Source organism: Thermosporothrix sp. COM3 (assembly GCF_059696735.1).
Genome location: NZ_AP019376.1, coordinates 6,731,479 through 6,752,020, shown reverse-complemented (window position 1 = coordinate 6,752,020; position 20,542 = coordinate 6,731,479). Strand labels below are relative to the sequence as shown.

17 protein-coding genes are annotated in these 20,542 nt (G+C 52.5%); 4 read left to right on the top strand and 13 right to left on the bottom strand.

Features of this window, described 5'->3' with window-relative positions; all coding sequences use genetic code 11:
* Positions 1–23 precede the first annotated feature (23 nt).
* The 10 genes from KTH_RS28880 to KTH_RS28835 all read right to left on the bottom strand — a co-directional run bounded on the left by KTH_RS28880 (position 24) and on the right by KTH_RS28835 (position 9,346).
* Positions 24–1,322: an ABC transporter substrate-binding protein gene (locus KTH_RS28880; protein ID WP_497622337.1), complete on the bottom strand. Its 1,299-nt coding sequence runs from the start codon at positions 1,320–1,322 to the stop codon at positions 24–26.
* Between the two features lie 542 nt (positions 1,323–1,864).
* Positions 1,865–2,485, bottom strand: a complete 621-nt coding sequence (locus tag KTH_RS28875) for a GNAT family N-acetyltransferase (protein ID WP_497622335.1) — start codon at positions 2,483–2,485, stop codon at positions 1,865–1,867.
* A gap of 41 nt (positions 2,486–2,526) precedes the next feature.
* On the bottom strand, positions 2,527–3,528 hold the full coding sequence (locus tag KTH_RS28870; protein WP_111320600.1) for an ROK family protein: 1,002 nt from the start codon (positions 3,526–3,528) through the stop codon (positions 2,527–2,529).
* A gap of 8 nt (positions 3,529–3,536) precedes the next feature.
* On the bottom strand, positions 3,537–4,706 hold the full coding sequence (gene tsaD / locus KTH_RS28865) for a tRNA (adenosine(37)-N6)-threonylcarbamoyltransferase complex transferase subunit TsaD (protein WP_497623296.1): 1,170 nt from the start codon (positions 4,704–4,706) through the stop codon (positions 3,537–3,539).
* 47 nt (positions 4,707–4,753) lie between these two features.
* Positions 4,754–5,398 (bottom strand): ribosomal protein S18-alanine N-acetyltransferase, encoded by a 645-nt coding sequence (gene rimI / locus KTH_RS28860; RefSeq protein WP_211326072.1) that lies wholly within the window; start codon positions 5,396–5,398, stop codon positions 4,754–4,756.
* Positions 5,382–6,212, bottom strand: coding sequence for a tRNA (adenosine(37)-N6)-threonylcarbamoyltransferase complex dimerization subunit type 1 TsaB (tsaB, locus tag KTH_RS28855; protein ID WP_497622333.1), 831 nt, complete (start codon positions 6,210–6,212; stop codon positions 5,382–5,384). The genes rimI and tsaB overlap by 17 nt, the downstream gene beginning before the upstream one ends.
* Positions 6,213–6,215: 3 nt before the next feature.
* Positions 6,216–6,734, bottom strand: coding sequence for a tRNA (adenosine(37)-N6)-threonylcarbamoyltransferase complex ATPase subunit type 1 TsaE (gene tsaE / locus KTH_RS28850; RefSeq protein ID WP_111320592.1), 519 nt, complete (start codon positions 6,732–6,734; stop codon positions 6,216–6,218).
* Between the two features lie 411 nt (positions 6,735–7,145).
* A complete protein-coding gene (locus KTH_RS28845; protein ID WP_111320590.1) occupies positions 7,146–7,733 on the bottom strand; it encodes a GtrA family protein in 588 nt (195 codons plus the stop codon).
* Between the two features lie 302 nt (positions 7,734–8,035).
* Positions 8,036–8,827, bottom strand: a complete 792-nt coding sequence (locus tag KTH_RS28840; protein ID WP_497622330.1) for a helix-turn-helix domain-containing protein — start codon at positions 8,825–8,827, stop codon at positions 8,036–8,038.
* 24 nt (positions 8,828–8,851) lie between these two features.
* On the bottom strand, positions 8,852–9,346 hold the full coding sequence (locus KTH_RS28835; protein WP_111320586.1) for a VOC family protein: 495 nt from the start codon (positions 9,344–9,346) through the stop codon (positions 8,852–8,854).
* A 199-nt stretch (positions 9,347–9,545) separates the two neighbouring features.
* Here KTH_RS28835 and KTH_RS28830 point away from each other — a divergent pair, with 199 nt between their 5' ends.
* The 4 genes from KTH_RS28830 (at position 9,546) to KTH_RS28815 (ending at position 13,298) form a co-directional block, all read left to right on the top strand.
* Positions 9,546–10,205 (top strand): HAD family hydrolase, encoded by a 660-nt coding sequence (locus KTH_RS28830; RefSeq protein WP_497622328.1) that lies wholly within the window; start codon positions 9,546–9,548, stop codon positions 10,203–10,205.
* 101 nt (positions 10,206–10,306) lie between these two features.
* A complete protein-coding gene (locus KTH_RS28825) occupies positions 10,307–11,254 on the top strand; it encodes a quinone oxidoreductase family protein (protein WP_497622326.1) in 948 nt (315 codons plus the stop codon).
* Positions 11,255–11,338: 84 nt separating this feature from the next.
* Entirely contained in the window at positions 11,339–12,448 is a 1,110-nt protein-coding gene (locus tag KTH_RS28820) for an aminotransferase-like domain-containing protein (RefSeq protein WP_497622324.1), read from the top strand.
* Between the two features lie 250 nt (positions 12,449–12,698).
* Positions 12,699–13,298: a hypothetical protein gene (locus KTH_RS28815; RefSeq protein ID WP_497622322.1), complete on the top strand. Its 600-nt coding sequence runs from the start codon at positions 12,699–12,701 to the stop codon at positions 13,296–13,298.
* Positions 13,299–13,356: 58 nt separating this feature from the next.
* Here the strand turns inward: KTH_RS28815 and KTH_RS28810 are convergent, their stop codons facing one another.
* From KTH_RS28810 to KTH_RS28800, 3 genes are all read right to left on the bottom strand, one after another.
* The gene (locus KTH_RS28810) at positions 13,357–15,537 is read right to left on the bottom strand and encodes a flippase activity-associated protein Agl23 (RefSeq protein ID WP_497622320.1); all 2,181 of its coding nucleotides are present in this window, start codon (positions 15,535–15,537) and stop codon (positions 13,357–13,359) included.
* Between the two features lie 74 nt (positions 15,538–15,611).
* Positions 15,612–17,999 (bottom strand): flippase activity-associated protein Agl23, encoded by a 2,388-nt coding sequence (locus KTH_RS28805; RefSeq protein WP_497622318.1) that lies wholly within the window; start codon positions 17,997–17,999, stop codon positions 15,612–15,614.
* Positions 18,000–18,054: 55 nt separating this feature from the next.
* The gene (locus KTH_RS28800; RefSeq protein WP_497622316.1) at positions 18,055–20,478 is read right to left on the bottom strand and encodes a DUF2298 domain-containing protein; all 2,424 of its coding nucleotides are present in this window, start codon (positions 20,476–20,478) and stop codon (positions 18,055–18,057) included.
* Between the last annotated feature and the right edge of the window lie 64 nt (positions 20,479–20,542).

Here is a 20,542-nt window from a genome sequence, read left to right as displayed (position 1 = left end):
CAGAATGCGAGCGATCGCCATGCTTACTTCAAGGGACAATACTGTTCGAGCTGCGGCTGTACACGCCGATAGACACTTTGCAGAGCCTCTTCAGGGGTACCGATGTTGTATTGCACCTTTTCCTGAGCCGAGGTCAGCTCATCCCACAGAGTGGCACTAACTGGCAGAGGCACGCGGCTATGAGAGTAATTGAGCAGTTCGCTGAAGAATGCACGCTTCCCACTGAAGAGCGTCTTGTCATTCATCAGAGACTTGAGTGTAGGCATGCTTCCAAAGCCCTGGGCGAAAATCTTCTGACCCTCAGGACCGGTAAAGTAGCGCATAAAACGATACGCGCCATCCGGGTTCTTTGCGTTTTTCGGGATGACCAGTGAGAACCCACCAGACCATGTAGCAGGAGCCTTTGACTTGTCAGGAACCGGCAGATAGGTCACACCATAATCCAGATTGGGCTTGTATTTGGCAATGCTGGCAAGAGCCCAGTCGCCGTCAATCTTGAAGCCAAGCTTCCCGTTCATAAAGGGGTCTTGAGCCGGGGTCATACTCGGGTTCGAGACATAGCTATCCACAAAAGTAGCCACTTTCGAGGGATTAAGTTCCTTCACCCAGTCGTAAACCATATTCATGGCATTCAGCATCGCGGGCTCAGTCGGAGTGATTTTACATGACCGATCATCAAAGAATTTCGCGCCATAGATCATCCCCCAGGTGGTATGGGAGGCCTCACCAATATACGGAACCATGCCCAAACGCTCATAGTTCCCATCCGGTCCCACCTTATTGATCTTCGTTGCCAGCGCCTTCAATTCATCAATCGTAATCGGGCCATTCTTGGGATCCAGAATCTCGGGATCAATGCCAGCATCACGCAACACCGACTTGTTATAGAAGAGAGCACGCGCATCAGCATTCAGCGGCAATGCATACGGATGCCCTTGCATCAGCACTTCATTCCATGCGAAGGGCTGGAACTGATCGGCAAGCTTCTCTTTCTCTTTGGAGACCCAGGGGTTCAGATCTTCCAGCAAACCAATCGACGCATATTGGTTCACAGTAAAGCGATCGAGGAAATACACATCCGGCCCGGTTCCACCACGAACCGCCGTGATCAGTGTGGTCACATTCGAGTTGGATATATTGGGGGGAACAGGAACCATTTTGACATGTAAGTCAGGGTTCTGTTTGTTAAAGCTATCAACTACGGCCTGTACCGCCTTACCTGAAACATCATCATTGAAAATATTCCAATACACGACTTCATGCGGATTAGCACCTCGATTACTACAGGCGGATAGCAGAAGCGGTAGTAACACAACCGCCATCAAAATTACTCTTGATGGCGTGAACAAGCGCCTTTGGCTATTCACGCAAACCTCCTCTTTGTGCAAAGAAAAAAGAATGGCTCATTTGCAGAATTGCTTCCGCAATAAGCCATGTCAGACAATAGAAGTTCTCTCTTCTATTTTTCACAATTAGTCTGACTAAATATAGTGTGAAGCCAACACTGTGAAGAAACCCACCAGGCTTTCACACTCTCTGAGAACCACGATTTTATATTAACATAAATCTATTTTGCATGCAAAACACCTGAGTTTTCTCTGATAGCTACCCTAATTACCTCTATAAAATCTTCATTCTCTTCTTTCAGCGCCACCGAGCGCGCGTTTTCCCCGACATTTTCCATCAAAGCCTTTGATTTTTCCTTTTTTTATAAAAAAATACTTTTTCTTGAATCCCCTCCAATAATATGATTACTCATGCTATTTCCCAGTCAGTAAATACGACTCATTACCCATATATTCTGTTCCCAAAAAAGCAAAGGCGATAACCACTCAGTGGTTATCGCTTTCTCTGATTTCCAGTATTACTCAGAAGGGGCAGAAATACGCATTCCCATAAAAAGAGCAATCTCATGTGCACAGGAGCCAGGTGGATAAAAGTGCTGATGCATCCCCCATATTTCCAGTCCATTCCGTAAATAGAACTGAATCGCTGGAAAATTGGTATTCTGAGTTTCCAGCACAACAGCCCAACAATCACGCTTCCGCGCCCAATCAGCGGCACAGCGGAGCAACAGGGACCCGATGCCATAGCGCCTGTATTGCCGTCCGACAATCAGTTCCACAATGCGAACAATCGAGCGTGTCTCTTCGACGTTCAGCAGCACGCCACCCGCGACTTTTCCATTGGCCAGGGCAACATAGCCACCCTCGATAGAGCGCAACTTCGCCACCGGATCGCCATATAAAAAACTGCGCTGGCTCAAGTCGCGATAAATCGGGGGATCAACCGGCGTTTCCAGCAGCTCAAAGGCAAAAGCAACGCCATTAGTCACACCGTTCTCATCGGCCTCGTGCTCAAGCCTGTTTTTTACCCGCAAGGTATAGACTCGATCCGTTTCATAATCGTAGTCTAGTTGATACAGGGCTGAAGCATCTTCGACACTTATAGACCTCACCTCAATGAGTGGAGTTCCTTCGTCCATAGGACTCGCCCCGCTTTCTTCTTTTCAGATACCGGACGCTTTCAGGGAATGGTATAGCCAGCAGCCTGGGCAGCCAGACAGGCCGCACCAACCACGCCGGAGAAATCTCCGAGCTTGGCCTTATGAATCGGCGTTTTACGTACCGGGCCCGGTAGAGCGGAGATATACGCACGTCGCACAGCCGTGTTATACAGCAGATCGATCGCTTCAATAACACCGCCTCCAAGCACAATGCACTCCGGGTTATAGAAGTTCATCACCCCGCCGAGCGCTATCCCCAGATACTCACCCGCCTCTTTGACAATCTCAATGGTCAGCTCATCCTTCTTCTGAATGGCATCCGCCAGAATACCTGAACGGATAATGGTATCACCCTGCTTGAGTTGTTTTTGAGCATCTTCAGCCAGCACAGAAGAGCGTCCATGATGAATTTCGGCCATGATAGCCCGGGTAATCGCGGTTCGCGAGGCATAGGCTTCCAGGCAGCCCCGAGCACCACAACCACAGATACGCCCGAAGGCATCTACCACCATATGACCAACCTCTCCGGCGGTCCCGGTGGCTCCAGTATACATTTTGCCCTCGCGCACAATGCCCGAGCCAATACCGGTCCCGATAAAGACGCACACAAAGTTGTCATAGCCTTTACCCGCGCCATAGAGATACTCACCAAGAGCCGCCACTTCGACATCATTGCCAACCGAAACCGGGACATTGAACTTCTTTGCCAGCACATTGCCAATCGCCAGATCACGCACACCTAGATTTGGTGCGTTGATGATCTTGCCAGCCTTGCGGTCAATAGTTCCGGCAGCGCCCACGCCGATCGCGACCAGCTTCTGCGAACTACCAATACCTGCCTCTTCCAGAGCCGCACCAGCCAGTTCCCCCACCCTCTGTACCACAAAATCGGCTCCGCGTTCAGCACGTGTACGCTTACGCGCCGAGGCAATCACATTGCCGGTCATCACATCGATGACTGCCGCCAGTGTTTTTGTCCCTCCCAGGTCAATACCCAGAGCAAATGCTTTCTGTTTCGCCATGATTGTTCTCACTTCTCAACAAAAGGTAGACTTAAACCGGGCACCACATCGATATCAAGCTGATGCCGCTCTCCCCGGCAAAGATGAAAATATGCCGCACTTGCAATCATTGCCGCGTTATCTGTACAGAACTCGATCGGCGGATAGCTCAGCGGAAGCTGAAGCGGCGCAAGCTCTTCGCTGAGTCTCTCTCGCAGACGCGTATTCGCGGCAACGCCTCCAGCCAGCACAACCTGCTTGACCTGGTACTCTTCAGCGGCCCAGCGCGTTTTGACCGCCAACACATCAACCACCGCCTCCTGAAAACCTGCTGCCAGGAGTCCCACGTCAGGAGCCCCCTGTTGTGCGGCCTGCGCTCCCATGCGCGCATAGCGGCTGATCTGCTTTGTGGTGACACTGGGTCGCGTCTCGGGCGGCGTATTAGTGACACCTTCCGCAAGATGCAACATGGCCGTTTTTAAGCCGCTAAAGCTGAAATCATAGGTGCCCCGAAGCCAGGCCCGCGGCATGCGATACGCCTTGCGAGCATCACGAATCGGTCTGTTCTGACGACGCATCTCCTCTTCAGCCTGTTCCGCCGCCTTCTGAATGGCGGGACCTCCAGGATATCCCAGGCCGAGGATGCGGGCTACCTTGTCAAAGGCTTCACCGGCAGCATCATCACGAGTCTGTCCAAGAAGCTCATAATGTCCATGCTCACGCACCAATACCAGCTCGCTATGTGCTCCCGAGATAATCAAGCAGAGGAGCGGGAAAACCGGATCACCGGGCTGATAGCGCCAATCCGCAACTGGCTGCGGCTCCTCTCCTTTGCGCAACCAGTTGGCATAAATGTGCGCTTCGAGGTGATTGACACCAAGAAAAGGAAGATCTTGAGCCAGCGCGAGGGTTTTTCCGACCGTCAGGCCAACAAGCAGCGAACCGGCCAGGCCCGGTCCATACGTCGCGGCAACTGCGCTAATATCTTTCCAGTCACACCCGGCCTGCTCCATTGCCGTCTCAATGACAGGAATAATCGACGTCAGTTGCTGACGCGAGGCCACCTCAGGCACGACGCCTCCGTAGCGGTTGTGGATCTCAATTTGAGAGGCAACCACATTGGAGCGTAAATACCGTCCATCCTGAATGATTGCGGCCCCGGTCTCATCACAAGAGCTTTCAATTCCAAGTACCAGCATACGCTTCTTTTCCACTGTCTTTATATCAGGCTTCCTGCTGCGCTCTTTTAGCCCTGAGCCTCCAGCTTTTGCATCAGCGCAGTCCTTAAAGCGGTATATTTCTGTTTATATTCAGGAGAATGAATTTCATCTGTCCACATAATCAGCGCATCTTCCTGATTATCGCTGTAGTAGCGATGCCGAACCCCGGCCTCGCGGAAACCATACTTGCGGTACAGACTCTGGGCAGGATAATTCGAGACCCGAACCTCCAATGTTACCCAGCGTGCGCCAATCTCATACGCAATATCGATCAGGCTCACAAGGAGGAGTTCGCCCAGGCCCCGCCGACGATAATCGGGATGCATGGCAATCGTGGTGACATGAGCCTCATCAACCATCAACCAGAGCCCGGCAAAACCAACAATTGAGGCAAGCTCTGGTGAGAGCTGTGAGACCGAGGGGCGACTTGTCAGGAGCGAAAGGGGAAAGAGACGGTTTTTACGCGGCTTTTCTTGCTCTTGCTGTTCCCCGGCAAGACGCATCTCAGTGAGAATCTGCGTATCACGCAGCACGATATAATGTGCCCATCGATTGTCCTGTAATTCCTTACGGTAGGCACTGGGCGGCCATGTTGACGGATAGGCCAGACGCTCTATCTCGATGACACGAGGTACATCCGGCATCGTCATGCGATCAATGACGTAACGCACCCTCTTCCCTTTCTGTTTGCTGAGTATCTCTCTGTTGCTGTTCGCTCTCTGCCACTTCTAACCCGCCAAGTAACGGGCGTTTGCGGGTACTCTTTGTAATAGACGGACGCCGCATATAAAAAGGTTCGAGCGTCAGAGGATCTTCAATCTTTCCCGCCAGCAATCGAGGCAACGCCAGAGCAGCCAGAGCCGAGGCATGCCGCGTCGTCCGCAGGGCGGGAAGAAAAACGGCTTTTGCCTGCAACTGAGCATACAGGCGCTGACGCGTTGCAGACTTGATCTCTCCACAGAACAACGCAGGAGCAAGCACCTCGTTCTCTGCAAGGAGTTCCTGGACCCGCTGTCCCAGTTCGTCGACAGGCAGAAGGAAATAATCGCTTATCCGCTCAAGCTGTGGAATGAGGTTTCCCTGTTTATCCTGCACCCATGCAGCGCGAAAACAGGCGCTATAGAGCTCGGTACGGCCTGCTTCCAGGACAGCACAAATGACCCCACGCCACTGTTGCTGCTGAAACGCAAGCAGATCAAGCGTGCCCACACCAATCAATGGCTTCTGTAATGAGAAGGCCAGCGCCTTTGCCGTTGCGACGGCAACCCGAGCGCCATTAAAGGAGCCCGGTCCGGTCGCAACCGCGATGCCATCCAGCTCCTGAAATGATCTGCCACATGCGGCAAGCAGCCGCTGCATGTTCTCTAATAACTCTACGCTGTGATTGCCCCCGGTGTTCCAGGTATACTCATAGAAAACAGTATCGTCGGAACAGAGAGCAATGCTGGATTGGCGTGTTGATGTATCAAAAGCGAGTAATAGCATAGATCAAATGCTTTTCTTGAATTGTTGAAGTAATTCGCGATAACGTTCGCCGATAGCAGTGAACGCTAGCTCGCGCTCCGTTTCACCTAATACACTTAGTCGAATATACAAACACTCTGTAGGCCAGTGTCCTTGCGCGTTCCCTGCCCACTCTACGACACAGACACCCGAGCCGTAAAAGTAGTCGTCAAAGCCAAGATCAAATATCTCTTCTGGATCGTCAAGGCGGTAGAGATCAAAGTGATAGAGGGCGGGACCTTTTTTTCCGCCAGAGGCTTCCCGCGGCTGACCGGGATACTCTTTGAGCAAGGTAAAGGTCGGGCTACTGATATTGGTTGTGATCCCTAACCCCCGGGCAATCCCCTGGGTAAACGTCGTCTTACCAGTCCCTAACGTTCCCTCAAACAGGATCAGTTCGCCCCCTTGCAACAACGTCCCCAACCGCTCGCCTGATCGCTGTGTCTCTTCAGCGCTCTTGCTGATGTATGTCAATGTTTCCTTCTGCAACTGTCCGGTCACCATTACAAACAGCCTCTTCGGCTTCCTTTCTTGCCTGTTTCTTCTGCTGCAAAGCGTGTTACTGTAAGCATATTACCACTTGCTGCATACTATCGACAATAAACGGATCGCCAAAAAAGGCCAGGCTCTACCTCCACAAGACGCGACGGTACTGACCATTATACCATTCACCAACAAGAGACGCTCGCACCTGTTTCAAATGAAAGAACGACAGAAACCACTGGCAGTGATTCCGTCGTCTTTCGTTCTCTTTCCGGGTGTCTTGATGTATCCGGTTGATACAACCACCTGGCTTCATCAGGGTTATCCTGTTCTTGAAAATACTGCCCCTCTTCCATCTCCTCTATATCAGGTGTTTTGCTTCTTTCGGCTTATACCTCTGCATTCTATTGGGCTTAAAGCATTTTCGCTGTTCTATTTGGCTGGCTTTAATTTTGCCTCGCGATAGGTAAAGATGTGGTGTATAGAGAAATTATAGAATGTGACAATAACCAGAGCAATCGCCTGTGCAACGATTGGTGTGATGTGTGCAAATGTGCTGAGTGAACTCTGGATGAGAAAGGTCAGGACACTCCCACTCAGAGAGGTTACATGGAAACGGACGCAGCGCTGCCACCACGCTCGTTCATGGCCCGGCAGATTACGGAATGTGACAAGATCGTTCGCGATAAAGTTCGCCATCAAAGAAATCTCGGTTGCCAGCGCCCAGGCCAGAACCATACGGACAAATTCCTGTGCAGGCCAACCGATTACATTAAACACAAGATAGTAGACAGCAAGATTGACCAGGGCTCCCAGACCACCAATGAAAAGAAATGTCGTCAGACGCTGAAGAAGACCTGCCTTCCCCCGAGTAATACCATCCACAATATCAAGAACACGATTGAGAAATTGCCACTTATATGGCTGATAACTGGGTTGACGAACAGGAGCAGCGATTGAGGCTTCTTCCTCTACAGCAAGTGACGCTACAGGGACTTCCTCCAATTGACTCAATGACATACTCTTCTCCAATTTTTTCTATAATTTTTGTTGCACAGGATGTTCTGTTCACGAATGCTAGACGGTCTATTATGGCTCAAGGTAACGCGGTACCTAAATGTCTTATTCTCGGGGTAGGACTATCCACAACTATTCCATCACAGCAAAAAAAAGCGGTGCGGAAAAGCTTCTCTTTTTTCCACACCATTCCATGTCATTGCGTTTCATATTCAGTCACATCGCCAGATTGTTCATAAAGGGAAACAGCCAGACCATAGCGATTCGATCCTGTCACCCAAAAGTCATAGAGAAAAGCCTCGGTTTTATGCTCGCATAACGGGCAATGCCAACAGCAATGGCGGGTCCGTTACCTGTGTTGCACGAAGGAACAATGAAATCCCCTGTACCAGCTCACCCGGCCTCACCGTAATCGGGCCAGCCATACCAACCAGCAACTGTTCACCCGGCAAGACAAAATACGCGGGATTGGCGGTCTCAGGCAAAGAGGCAGCCAGCACATAATAGGTTCCCGGCGGAATATCATCGATCAAAAAGGAGCCATAGGCATCGGCAACAGTACAACGAACCGGCCTTGCCTGGGGAATCGGTTTGGTAAATAAGCCGACGTGAGTGATACGCTTCTGAGTATCAGGAGCCAGAATGGTGCCATGCAGCCCGGGCAGCATGATACGCCTCCCCTCTTCGTCCGGGATCTCAGGCCGCGCAAATTTTTCGGCCTGCATGATCTTGCGTAAGTTCCCGGGTGAGACGCCAACTGCCTGCGTAAAGCGTGTAATAAATGAGCCAAGCCCAACATAACCAACCTCAAAGCAGATATCAGTCACAGAAAGATCTGTTGTCAGTAAGAGGCGTTTTGCCTGCTCCAGTCTCCAGGCTGCCAGGAACTCAATCGGGGGCACGCCGATATGCCGATGAAACAGCCGATTAAAATAGTATGGACTTAGACAGGCCATATCAGCCATTTCATCCAGCGAGAGCGGCTCATGTAAGCGATTCTTCATCGTGAGAATGACCTGTTCAATGGTGCTTCTGTGCAGCTCTTCAGCAATCTGTCTTCCTCGTCTCCTTTGAGGAATCTCTATCATATGTGCCATACAATTACAGCCCTCCACAAACTCCTATGCAGCCAGACCTATACAACGACTCTCACATAATGCCTGAGCCTCCGGCGCGGGCTCAAGCAGAGAAAAGATATTCCCGAACGGATCCACGAACACGGCTTCAACACCATAGAGCAAACGCACAGGCTCATGCAAAAACGCGACTCCCCGCTCGCGCAGGGTATCGTACATCCTGTGACAATCACCTGTTGCGAACACCCAGGGAACGCCTCTTCCTACCTGCTGCATCACCTGACGAACACGCTCTGAGCCATGTAATGTTACTTCCGGTCTTGCCAGCGCGATTTGAGGCCTCACATGCCCGCGTGATACCACCGTTAGCAAGCGCATACCCGGCGCGTACGTCACATCAAGACACTTCTCCAAACCTAACTTCTCGGTATAAAATCTTAGCGCTTCGTCCTGGTCGTTTACCAGGATTGCCACCATCGATAATCGTGTTGCCAGTTTCATAAGCCCATAACCCTGGATAGCTATGCGAACAAACTCCATGTTCTCCTGTCCTTCTATTCCAATTGCCCACCAGTTCTTCTATAGAACATATGTTCTAATTTTAAAAATTGGTGCCGCCGAGGTGTGTTATAATCACAGACGTATCCCCCTTAACAATGCAGAAGGATGCGTCTGCTCCTCACAGGAGAGTACGACATTTTACAATATTTGAGGCATATAGATCTATTTCGGGAGTAGAATGATGAGCATTAAAGGTGTCCTTTTCGACTTCGATGGGACTATTGCCAACACCATTCCGGTCTGTGTGCTGGCATTTCAAGATACATTTCGCGCGATGAACGCGCATGTCCCGACTGATGATGAGGTGGTGGCGATGTTTGGGCCAAGCGAAGAAGGCATTTTTCAGCGTGCTATGCCCGCTCACTGGGAAGAGGCTTTACAGATTTTTCTCAAAGCGTATCGAAAGCATCATGATGCCTGCCCGCAGCCGTTTGCCGGTATTCCTCAGGCGCTACAACTACTTCAGCAGCGCGGCATTCCGATGGCCCTGGTAACGGGCAAGGGCCCACATTCAGCAGCCTATTCACTCGATTATCTCGGGATCACCCACTACTTTGACGTGATTGAGGTTGGAAAGCCTGAGGGTGTCGTTAAAATGCGAGCGATTGAAGAGATCTTACAGAAATGGCAGCTCGCCCCGGAAGACGCTATCTATGTGGGTGATGCGGATTATGATATGCTTGAGGCCCAGGCGGCGGGTGTGCTTCCAGTTGGTGCTTGTTGGGCCACAACACATACAATCAAGCCTGAAAATGCCCAGACCAGCTTTACCAGTACCAGTGCTTTCCTGCGCTGGCTAGAAGCGAATACAGCCACTCAAGAAGGGGCAAAGCGATGAGAAAACGATCCAGCTGATGATGTACAATAATACAAACTCGCTTATTCTACACTCAAAACAAACTCTTCAGGTACTCAGTGGAAAGGTGGTTCTTTCTGCTTATGAAAGCAGCACTCTTTACTCAATACGGAGATCCCGATGTCCTTCACCTTGTGGAGGTACCCGATCCCGTTCCCGGCCCTGATGATGTCCTTGTAGAAGTGAAAGCAAGCACAGTCAACCGACTGGACCTCTTCCAGCGCGCGGGCAGCCGTCCGGTGCCTCAGCTTCCCTTCACTCCCGGTCTGGAAGCGGCGGGCATCGTGCTTCAGGACGCGAACGGCTTCCGTGCGGGCGAACGCGTCCTGACAACCCGCGCATCGCAGGCGAAAGGCGGTGGCGGCTATGCAAGCAAGCTTGCCGTACCGGCCACGGATCTGGTGCGCATTCCTGAGGGAGTCAGCTTTGAGCAGGCTGCAGCAGCCGGGCTGGCAGCCTCAACCGCCTGGGGAGCACTCTTTGATCTGGGTAAATTACAGCAAGGTGAACGTGTGCTGATCTGGGCAGGTTCCAGCGGCGTCGGTACAATCGCCATTCAGCTTGCCAAAAACGCGGGCGCCTGGGTCGCAACGACATCCAGTTCAGCCGAGCGAGCGGAGAAGATACAGCAACTCGGAGCCGATCTGGTAATCAACTATCATGAGCAGGACGTTGCCGCCACGCTGCAAAAAGCAGGGGGCGTCCATCTCGTGATAGAGCTTGTCTCGACAACGCTTCAGACCAGCCTGGACGCCTGTGCACTCGATGGGCGCGTCGTTCTTATCGGCAACCTGGGCGGCCAGCAATGCACCGTTGATACGCAATCCTGGCGACTCAAGCGGGTCACGGTCATCGGTGGCGGTCAGGTTCATACAGCCCCCGCGAATGAAGAACATGTGCTTCAGCTTATCGCCAGGAAAGCGATCAATCCCTGTATTGCCCGCACCTTCCCGATCGAGCAGGCAGCCGAGGCGCACCGTGTCCTGGCCTCGGGCAAGATACAGGGAAAGCTTGTCTTGCTTCACTCCTGAATCGTATTATTTGAGAGGGAAAGAGCACATTGCCTCTTCCCTTTCTCCTTTGTAAGGACATTCAGTTAAGGAGTTTCGATCTCAATGCAACCAACCGTCAGCGACCACATCCTATTTACTCGCGGCGTTCCTGCCACCGAGGCCCTGCCGACAGAACTCCTCAGCGAGTGTATGCAGGCCGTCCTGGAAAGCCCCGCGGGCAAAACTGTGCTGCAATATGGGCACAATGGCGGCTATCTTCCTCTGCGCCAGCTTCTCGGTGAGCAATACGGCGTTTCTCCAGATCAGGTCCTTATCGGTAATGGCTCGTTGCACCTACAGGATTTGATCTCAGCCCTGTTGATCCAACCCGGAGACATTGTTTTTACCGAGCAGCCGAGCTATGATCGCGCCATTAAAACCTTTCGTCGGCGCGGTGCAAAAGTCATCGGCATTCCACTTGAACTTGACGGCATCGACACCACGCAATTAGAGGAGGCCCTGACCCGCTACACACCCCGCTTTCTCTATCTGGTTCCCGATTTTCAGAACCCGGCAGGCGTGACTACTTCGGCGGAAAAACGGCAAAAGTTGGCCGAACTGGCACAGCGCTACGGCTTCTGGTTACTTGAGGATATTCCTTATCGCCAGCTCCGCTATTCGGGCTCGTCAGCGCCACTTCTGCGCGAACTCGTACCTGAACGAACGCTAACCATCAGTTCCTACAGCAAACTGATTAGCCCGGGTCTCCGCGTTGGATATGTAATCGGGCCCCTGGATTTTATCAAGCAGCTTACCGCTCTGGCCGAAGATACCATTCTGGCCCCGGTTTTGCCCTCACAGGCCGCCGTCTACGAGTTCCATAAACGCGGTCACTTTGAGACCAACCTTGAGTATCTCAAGCGGCTCTACGCCCCCCGTCTTGCCGCGATGATTGACGCACTCAAGGCTTCCTTCCCGAATGTGGCGTTCGCGGAACCAGAGGGCGGTTTCTTTGTCAGTGTCACGCTGCCAGAAAACAGCAACTATCACAACCTGCTCATACGTGCGAGAGAGCAAGGTCTGACACTCACCGACGGGAGTGCGTTCTTTGCCAGTCCACTCCACGAGGGCGCTGATTCGGCCAGCGAGCGCTTTGTCCGGCTTCCATTTTGCGCCTTAACACCTGAGCAGATCACAACCGGTATCAAGCGTCTGGCCGAGCTGGTACATTAAGAGCAAGAAACAGCATAGGGGAGGGTGAGCCCTTGCACTCTCCCCTTCATTCTCCTTTTACCACTTCTCCTGCAACAACAATCTGTCACCCCTCATAGAACTTTTAACGAAATTTTTATGTGGAAAGGGAACATTCCATGTTATAGTAATTCCACAGTTCTTTCACCCCTTCAAGAACACCTGCAAGCACATGGGGAAGATATCTGTATTTACACCGGCTGTATTGCCGAAGAAAGGTCTGTACATAACCATGAACGACATCTTTCCAGGACAGACTCAGCACGTTGCAATTCCCCGAATTCAGCGTGCCATCGTCACACAGCTACAACAGGTTGTGGATCATCTCTTCCACATTGATGATCTGCTACAGTGGGTAGCGCAGGCTTGCACACAAAACTTCGCAGAAGTTGCCGCGGTTCAATTCTGGTCAGCATACACATCCTCACCACAGCACCTCCGGCTTCAGCTCCGCGCGCTCTATACTAACATCCCCTCTATCCTTCCCGAGGCCCTGACCAATCAGGAAATACAGAAACAGGTTATGCAGGTCCTACATCAGCGCAAAGGGATTATGCCGCAATCCGCCTCGGACCTTTTTTCACCGTACGCCGCTTCGCTTTTAGAACAATATGGGCTGAGCCACTGGGCCTGTTATTTTCTCAGCAATAGCGCCCTCCTTCCTCCTCCCAGAAACGCAAGCACCCAGGATAAAGCCCCAATGCCGCTGGTCCTTGCTATCTCTCTCTATTTTCAGCAGTCACCACCACCACGCTTGATGCCCGCCATCAGCATTATTCTGGAGCAATCCATCATGATTGCAAAACGCTCCCAGTTAGTGCATACATCCTGAAGCTTCTCTCCTATCACAAACACAAAGGGACAGGAGTCGTTTCCTGTCCCTGCTTTTTCTAACGCGCTTCCCGGCGTTCCGGCTGCACCAGATCATTTCGCAGCAGAATCACCATATCAAATGAGCCATTAGTGCTCCCGATCGCCCGACGATCCCACCACCAGTACCAAATAGTGCAGGCGGCACGTATCAGATCAAACTGCGCCCCCGGCGGTGGATTGTCCCCATAACTCAACCAGAGCAGCGGGCCAACCCCGATATAGGGCTGTTCCTCACATGTCTTTCCCTGTTGCGGCACACAGCGTGGAGGCATATAGCCCTGATCCCATTGCCGGCGCATCGAGTAGCGGAACGCCTGATAGGTCCCCTTCCCCTTCGCCAGCACCCCACCAATACAGTGACCGCCAGCAATCATCACATCAGCATTCTCGCGAGGCAGCACACACATATGGACATCGCTATTCTGAAAGGCCACATTGCTATAGTTTCGCAGATACCAGGCAAACGGCCAGGTTGCATCGCGCGTCACCGCAATCGAGATCTCATGTTTCCCATGATAGTATTCTCGATCCAGCGCCTCAATCCGCTTCATTACAGCGTTGACATCAGTTGTTGTCTGGACATAAATCATCATCTCATGAGGCGCATCTTCAGCATGGACATAGTTCACCTGGAACATATTCTGTAGCGTCACGATGAGCGCCATACAGGCCAGGACAAGCCCCCCAAAAGCGCTAATATGCCGCCCACACGGCTTCTTCCTCTGGTGCAAGAGCCCGACCAGCGCACGCACCAGCGGAGCAATTGCCAGCGCAGCCAGCAACAACAGCGGCAAAACCATATGAATCATCAGCCAGGGCATCTTCTCGCCAGCCCAGGAATAGATACAGACGCTGCCAACAAACCAGTATGCCAGAAAGAGCCGGAAACGCGTTGGACGGCACAAGCAATAGATCAGCCCCACAAGGCCAAACACCACCCCAATCTGCTCATATAACGGGATCAGCAACAAATAGTAGTACCAGGGCTGTCCACCTCGTGCAACCTCCTGTTGCTTTAACCAGTAGTAAAGCCCCTGCCAGACCCCATCTCCGATCCCGGTACGCAGATTAGTAAACAGAACGGTAAATAACACCGCAAAGACAATCCAGGCTGCCAGAACAGCAACCGTCCAGTGACGCCACGGCAGCGTTGTCAGCATCCGTAAGAGGGGCTGTTTGATCGGGTCAAAGCGCGTCACTCGAGCTTGCTGGCTGTCCCCCTGACGCCTTTTAAACAGCATGAAGGCACAGAGCCCAATAAATCCCAGAAGCAGCAACACTGTCGTCCAGTCCTTCACGACAGCCAGAACGGCATCTGCCTGCGCGACATGCTCTACACTACTTAAAGAGCGAGCCAGCCCTTTGAGCCAGCCAAAAAAACAGAGTGCTACGCCGCCAAACACCAGCAAATACAGGAACAACGCCGGGAACGCCAGTGTTTCGGGCAGCCAGGCACCCTTCTTCCGAATCACCCTGCCCGAACCGAGCTCCCAAACAATCACTGCTCCCGCAAAGCTTCCAAGAAGCGCAATGGTAAAAAAGGTTGCCTCTTTTGTCGCATACGAGAGGGTTAGAGCGACCGCAGCCCAGATCAGCCAGCGCCTATCACGCGCCCGGATATAGCGTGCGATCGCCACGATCAAAAGCAGGGTAAAAAAGGCCATGTAGATATCTTCGCGGGTAAAGCGCGAGAAATAAACCATACCTGGTGAAATAGCCAGCAGGAAGCTTGCCAGCCAGGCCCCCCATATGCCCAGACGGTCACGTAAAAAATATGGGAGGCCAACGAGCGCGGTTCCAAGTAGGGCAGCGGGAATACGAGCCGTAACATTATTCGCCCCCTCGATCGGTATCCCGACAAGAGAGCACAGGCGATAGACCAATGCAATCACATGGAATTGAAAAGGCCCGTGTAGTAACGGGTCATAGCGATAACATGCCCCATTACTGCCCTGTGCCAGAAAGCAAAAGGGCCAGCTACCCAGAATATTATGCATAAAAATCCAGGAGAAATAGGCATGCTGCGCCTCATCATGATGCAGCGGCCTCTCACCCAGACCCCAGAAGCGGAGAAGTGCCGCCAGCAAGAGCACAACGCCAAAAGCGACCCGACACATTCCTCGCTGCTTCGATGGCCAGAGAAAACGCAGCCAGCCATACACCTTCCCTGCGCTGCTTCTATTGCGTATCTGAGCCATAATGCATCTCTCACAAAAACATCTACTGGAGACACATGGTACTCCAGTAGATGCACTCTTTTCTTCATGGTAGATCAGGGGGCAACAGAGATATCGTTCCGAATAAACAGACCCATATCATAAGAGCCATTGGTACTGCCTATCGGCTTTCGATACCACCACCATTGCCAGACGTTATTCACTGCCCGCCCCAGATCAAAGGTTGCTCCCGGTGGAGGATTGTCGCCATAACTCAGCCAGAGCAGCGGACCAACTCCACCCCAGGTTGGCTTTCCCTCACACTTCTCGGTCGCACTCGGGATACAGGGAGGTGGTTTATACCCTTCATCCCACCACGTCCGCAGATGATAGCGATGGAATTTATACTTACCCTGATACTGCATCTGCGCCGAATAGAGACAATCACCACCGACAATAATCACTGGCGCATCCGTGTTGATTTGCGGACACCCTTCCGAAGGATAGTATTTCAGGTCGGGGAAATCGCGCAAATACCAGGCGAACGGCCACATGGCATCATAAACCACAGCAACCGGGAGCTTGCGCTTGTTATTTTCCAGTTTGCCGGGATAGAGCTTCTGGTTGATCTGATCGAGCTTCTCCATCACGGTATTGATATCTTTATCGGTCTGGACATAGATCATCATCTCGTGAGGAGCGTCGGCGTAGTGAATATATGTCACCTGATACATGTTTTGTAGCGTCGGGATCAAAGTCAGGATCGCCAGTGCCACCACCCCAATGGAAAGGAGGCGCGGCATCTTACCAGCAGCGGCCAACGGAGGAGTCGCAACAGCAGTCGCCTCCTCCTGACTGCGCAGGAAGCCCCGAATCATGTGCACAACAGCCGAGACAGCAGGCTCCAACCCGATCGCGGCCAGTACCATCAACGGCATTGTCATATGAATCATCAGCCAGGGCATCTTTTCCGCCGCCCACGAGTAGATAAAGAAGCTCCCCAGGAACCAGTACACCAGAAAGAGGCGGAAGCGATTCGGGCGCAGCAGGCAGCGCACCAGGCCAACCAGCCCAAACACCACCCCGATCTGTTCATACAACGGGATCAGCAATATATAGTAGTACCAGGGCTGCTCACCACGCGCCACCTGCTGCTGTTGCAGCCAGTAGTAGAGTCCCTGCCAGATACCATCTCCGATCCCGCCCGCAATATTGGTAAATAATACCGTGAACAGGACCAGAAAGACCAGCCAGCCCGCCAGCAGCGCAAAGAACCAGTGCGTCCACGGGGCCGTCAGGATAGTGTCGAGCACGGGCTGCTTGCGCGGGTCAATACGCCTGGCCAGCCCCCACCGTCCACTGATGGGGATCTTGCCTTTTGTTTCCAGGACCAGGATAGTCAGCACCAGCACCCCAAGCGCAAAGCCAATGATGGGCACTGCCATCACCGTGCCACTCTTCAGATTTCTGACGAACGCGTCCGCTATCGGTTGTGTTTTCTTGTCAGTTGTATAGATTGCCAGCTCATGCAGAACCGAGAAGAAGACCTTTGCCAGCGGCGCGGCAATCACCACCAGCAGCGCGACCGCAAGTGGTCCCCAGGTCCCGGGCAAGAAGCGTGACGCCGAGGAGTCTGCATTCGCACGGACACGCAGGGGGAAACGCACCCCCAGCTCCCAGACTACCAGCAACGCGAAAAAGCTGCCGAAGATTGCGACGGTCAGGAAGGTCGCTTCCTTCGTCGCATAGGAGAGCGCAAACGCGACAGCGGCCAGAATCAGCCATTGCCCCTGACGGTCTCGCACATACCGCGCAAGCGAGACAATCAGCAGGAAGGTAAAGCAGGCCATGTAGATATCTTCACGAGCAAAGCGTGAGAAGTAGACCATGCTTGGAGAGACAGCCAGGAGAAACGACGCCAACAACGCGCCTGTTTTCCCAAGATAGTCACGCAGAAAGTACGGCAGTCCGATAATCACCGAACCGAGGACAGCCGCAGCGATTCTGACCGTAAACGTGTTCACCCCGTTATCCGGGGCCTGAAGCAACTGGCTGATCTTATACACCAGCGCGATCGCATGAAACTGGAACGGGCCATGCAACAACGGGTTATATTGATAACATCCTGCATGCGGATCTAAACAGGCAGCCCAGTTCTCCATATTATGCATGAGCTGCAACGAGTAGTAGGCATGCAGACTTTCATCATGATGGAGAGGCTTGTCACCCAGCCCCCAGAAACGCAGAATTGCGCCAAGCAAAATGAGGCCCCAGAATGGCAGCCAGTTCAGCAATTGTTCCCGCGTAGGGCGAAAGATACTTCCTCCCCGTGCGGGCCGAACAGGGATGTCAGCTTCCGGCACCGCAACCTGTTCTTCATCCTGTATCAGGCTTTCCTCTCCAATATCAGGTTCTCGGTTCTCCTCCACCCGATCTAGAGAGACCTCCTGTTCAGGAGTGTTTTCCTGCACTCCATCCCGGGAATGTGTATCATAACTCTTCAATAGTCCGTTCCTCCTTGCATCAACACGAGCAGCAAACCATCACTGCCGCACGCCTTTACCTGACCTTATAGATAGTGACGCCATTTGCGCTATAGACAACCTGCATAAACGAGGCAAAACGCTGTAAGTTATCTGTCGGGAACTTGCGCAGTTCCAGCGGACCCACATAGATGTATTGAGCCTGATAACGCTTCATGATATTCAGCACCGCCTCCTTGTCGGGATTCCGATAAATCTCGTCCATATCGGCGATGCGCTGGTTAAAATCAGCAGAACGTGCCGCCGTTCCCTGCCACTTGACCCGCCACTGAATCTCATGGCCGGGCCAGTTTATCGGCGTCGCAAGACCTGTGAACACCGAAACCCGCCCATATTCCGTGTACGAGTTGCCCAGGGCCTCGATAATGACGGCATCATCAGAAACATGCTCATTGAGCCAGCGAATCGCCTCATAGTCGCCCTGGTAGGTTGGGTCAACCTTGAGATATGCCATACCATCCAGACTGGATACACCCGCCAACTTTGGATTCGCCCCCAGAGGATCGCCTGTACCAAAACGCGCCGCCGGGGCAAAAACCGGGAAGAGCAGACCGGCAATCAACAGCACCAGCAAAGCCATATACCAGAAACCGTTACCAACTACCTGAAGCGGAAACAGGTCACCACCCCCCAGCCGCACCGGCTTGAATCCCTGAACAATGAAATACAATCCGGCTCCACAGGCAATTGATAGCAGCGCCCACGCCTGAAAGTAGAATTTGAAGACCGTATTCATGCGCGGCAAGCTATCTGCAAACACATCGCGCAAAAAGACGATCTCACAGACAGCGACAAGCGCAAACGCCAGCGCTCCAAGCAGCAGCACATACACATGCGCCCGGTTCCCCAGAACATAGAACGCGACACAGACAGCGGCAATGGCAAAGGTTCCCGCAATCACCAATGTGGCACTATTCCTGGCCAGTAGCAGTACAATCAGTATAGCAACCGCCAGAACTCCCAGCCCAACTATCCCAACCCGCTTCCAGTTCGTGCGCCAGAGGAAAGAGTTCTGACCCTCCGCTTCGGCCTCCCCTCGCATCCGCTGCCAGAACATAATCAAGGGATTCTTCATCAGCGTCGCAATCATCAGCGACACAAAGAGAAACGCAAAGGTGCCATAAATCAGGATTTCCTGACTGATTGCCGAGCGGTTCTGCGGGTCTACCAGGCCGATTCCCTGCGCCGGCGAAACAAAATCCAGGAAAAAGGGCAAATAGCAGAGAAACGAGAGAGCGATCAGTGCTACCGCAGCAACGACAATATCCAGCAACAGCGGCCAGCAAAAACGCAGACGATAGGCCAGCCATTGTTGTACCGCGATACAGACCACAGCCAGACCAACGTAGGTAGGGTAATCCCACCCGTTCATTACAAAGAGACCGCCAAGTACAATCGCCGTCACCACCAGCGTCACCACCATCTGGAAACCCTTGCCATAGACGTTCAGGCCGAGCCCATCTTTTTCCAGGAAGAGATTGAAGATCAAGCCTATTGCCAGAATCGTAAAGGCCAGCGCCAGCACATGCGCGTGGAAATCCGAAAGCAGGAAACTAAAAGCAGGAAACTCATTAATCGTCTTCTCAACCACGCGTGTTGAACCAAACCAGAAGTTGTACGCCGCCTCAAAAGAGGTTCCGATCGCGTTATGATTGGCCCACCAGATCTGAGTTGAAGCCAGATTGCCCAGAATAATGCAGAACAAAACCGTGAGCAGGCCAAATAGCACACCACCCAACAGCGGCGGATAGACAGTTGATGGATCTTCTTCAAGCAGGTCCGCGTCCTCGGCTTTTCTGGCACGTAGATAGCGCGCCCAACTCACAATATTGGATGAAACCCCAAACAGGTTAATCCCGGTCAGACCAAAGAGAATGCTAATACCCGCATTAAACGCAATGGAAGCCGGAACGCCCGCCAATTTCGCCAGCACAGCCACGCAATAGTGCGCGTAATAATAATAGTTAATTGGCTGACCGGCATACCACATATCGTGCGGGGGAAAATGCGAGCTTCGCATAATGGAGGACAGCAATCCCTCATCCATAAAGGTCTCAAACGAGCGAATACGCGGGTCCAGAGAGCGCAGCCAGCCAAGCAGGCAGACCAGAGCAAGGAAGAGAGCTTCTACCAGCACGATATACACAATATTCCGCCGTGCTGTCTTCGCAATCGTCTGGCGCACTCGGACTCGTAATAGTGCCCCCCCGTTTACTACCAGCAATAGCAGCACAATACTGACGGTAAAGACCCGGCTGAAAGGAAGGAAGCGCAGAACCATGAGTGGGAGCCAGACACAGAAGGCAAATAACACAACGCCCAGTGCCTTGCTAAAGGCCAGGCCCCGGTCTGGCAGATTATGAAATACCGTTACTGCTAGTGGCAGACAAATTATCCCCAGCACTTCCACCAGCGCCCACATCTGAAACAGTTCAATCATAGTGACTTCCCTCAAGATCTGGTTATTCGGAGATACATTTTCCTGGCAATCTCTGCCTGTATCA

Excerpts from the sequence above, each read along its gene's own strand:
- tsaB (WP_497622333.1), bottom strand. The coding sequence starts at position 6,212 with ATGCTATTACTCGCTTTTGATACATCAACACGCCAATCCAGCATTGCT.
- KTH_RS28820 (WP_497622324.1), top strand. The coding sequence starts at position 11,339 with ATGCAACCAACCGTCAGCGACCACATCCTATTTACTCGCGGCGTTCCT.
- tsaD (WP_497623296.1), bottom strand. The coding sequence starts at position 4,706 with ATGCTGGTACTTGGAATTGAAAGCTCTTGTGATGAGACCGGGGCCGCA.
- tsaE (WP_111320592.1), bottom strand. The coding sequence starts at position 6,734 with ATGGTGACCGGACAGTTGCAGAAGGAAACATTGACATACATCAGCAAG.
- KTH_RS28870 (WP_111320600.1), bottom strand. The coding sequence starts at position 3,528 with ATGGCGAAACAGAAAGCATTTGCTCTGGGTATTGACCTGGGAGGGACA.
- KTH_RS28840 (WP_497622330.1), bottom strand. The coding sequence starts at position 8,827 with ATGGCACATATGATAGAGATTCCTCAAAGGAGACGAGGAAGACAGATT.
- KTH_RS28830 (WP_497622328.1), top strand. The coding sequence starts at position 9,546 with ATGATGAGCATTAAAGGTGTCCTTTTCGACTTCGATGGGACTATTGCC.
- KTH_RS28875 (WP_497622335.1), bottom strand. The coding sequence starts at position 2,485 with ATGGACGAAGGAACTCCACTCATTGAGGTGAGGTCTATAAGTGTCGAA.
- KTH_RS28845 (WP_111320590.1), bottom strand. The coding sequence starts at position 7,733 with ATGTCATTGAGTCAATTGGAGGAAGTCCCTGTAGCGTCACTTGCTGTA.
- KTH_RS28880 (WP_497622337.1), bottom strand. The coding sequence starts at position 1,322 with ATGGCGGTTGTGTTACTACCGCTTCTGCTATCCGCCTGTAGTAATCGA.
- KTH_RS28825 (WP_497622326.1), top strand. The coding sequence starts at position 10,307 with ATGAAAGCAGCACTCTTTACTCAATACGGAGATCCCGATGTCCTTCAC.
- KTH_RS28815 (WP_497622322.1), top strand. The coding sequence starts at position 12,699 with ATGAACGACATCTTTCCAGGACAGACTCAGCACGTTGCAATTCCCCGA.
- KTH_RS28800 (WP_497622316.1), bottom strand. The coding sequence starts at position 20,478 with ATGATTGAACTGTTTCAGATGTGGGCGCTGGTGGAAGTGCTGGGGATA.
- KTH_RS28810 (WP_497622320.1), bottom strand. The coding sequence starts at position 15,537 with ATGGCTCAGATACGCAATAGAAGCAGCGCAGGGAAGGTGTATGGCTGG.
- KTH_RS28835 (WP_111320586.1), bottom strand. The coding sequence starts at position 9,346 with ATGGAGTTTGTTCGCATAGCTATCCAGGGTTATGGGCTTATGAAACTG.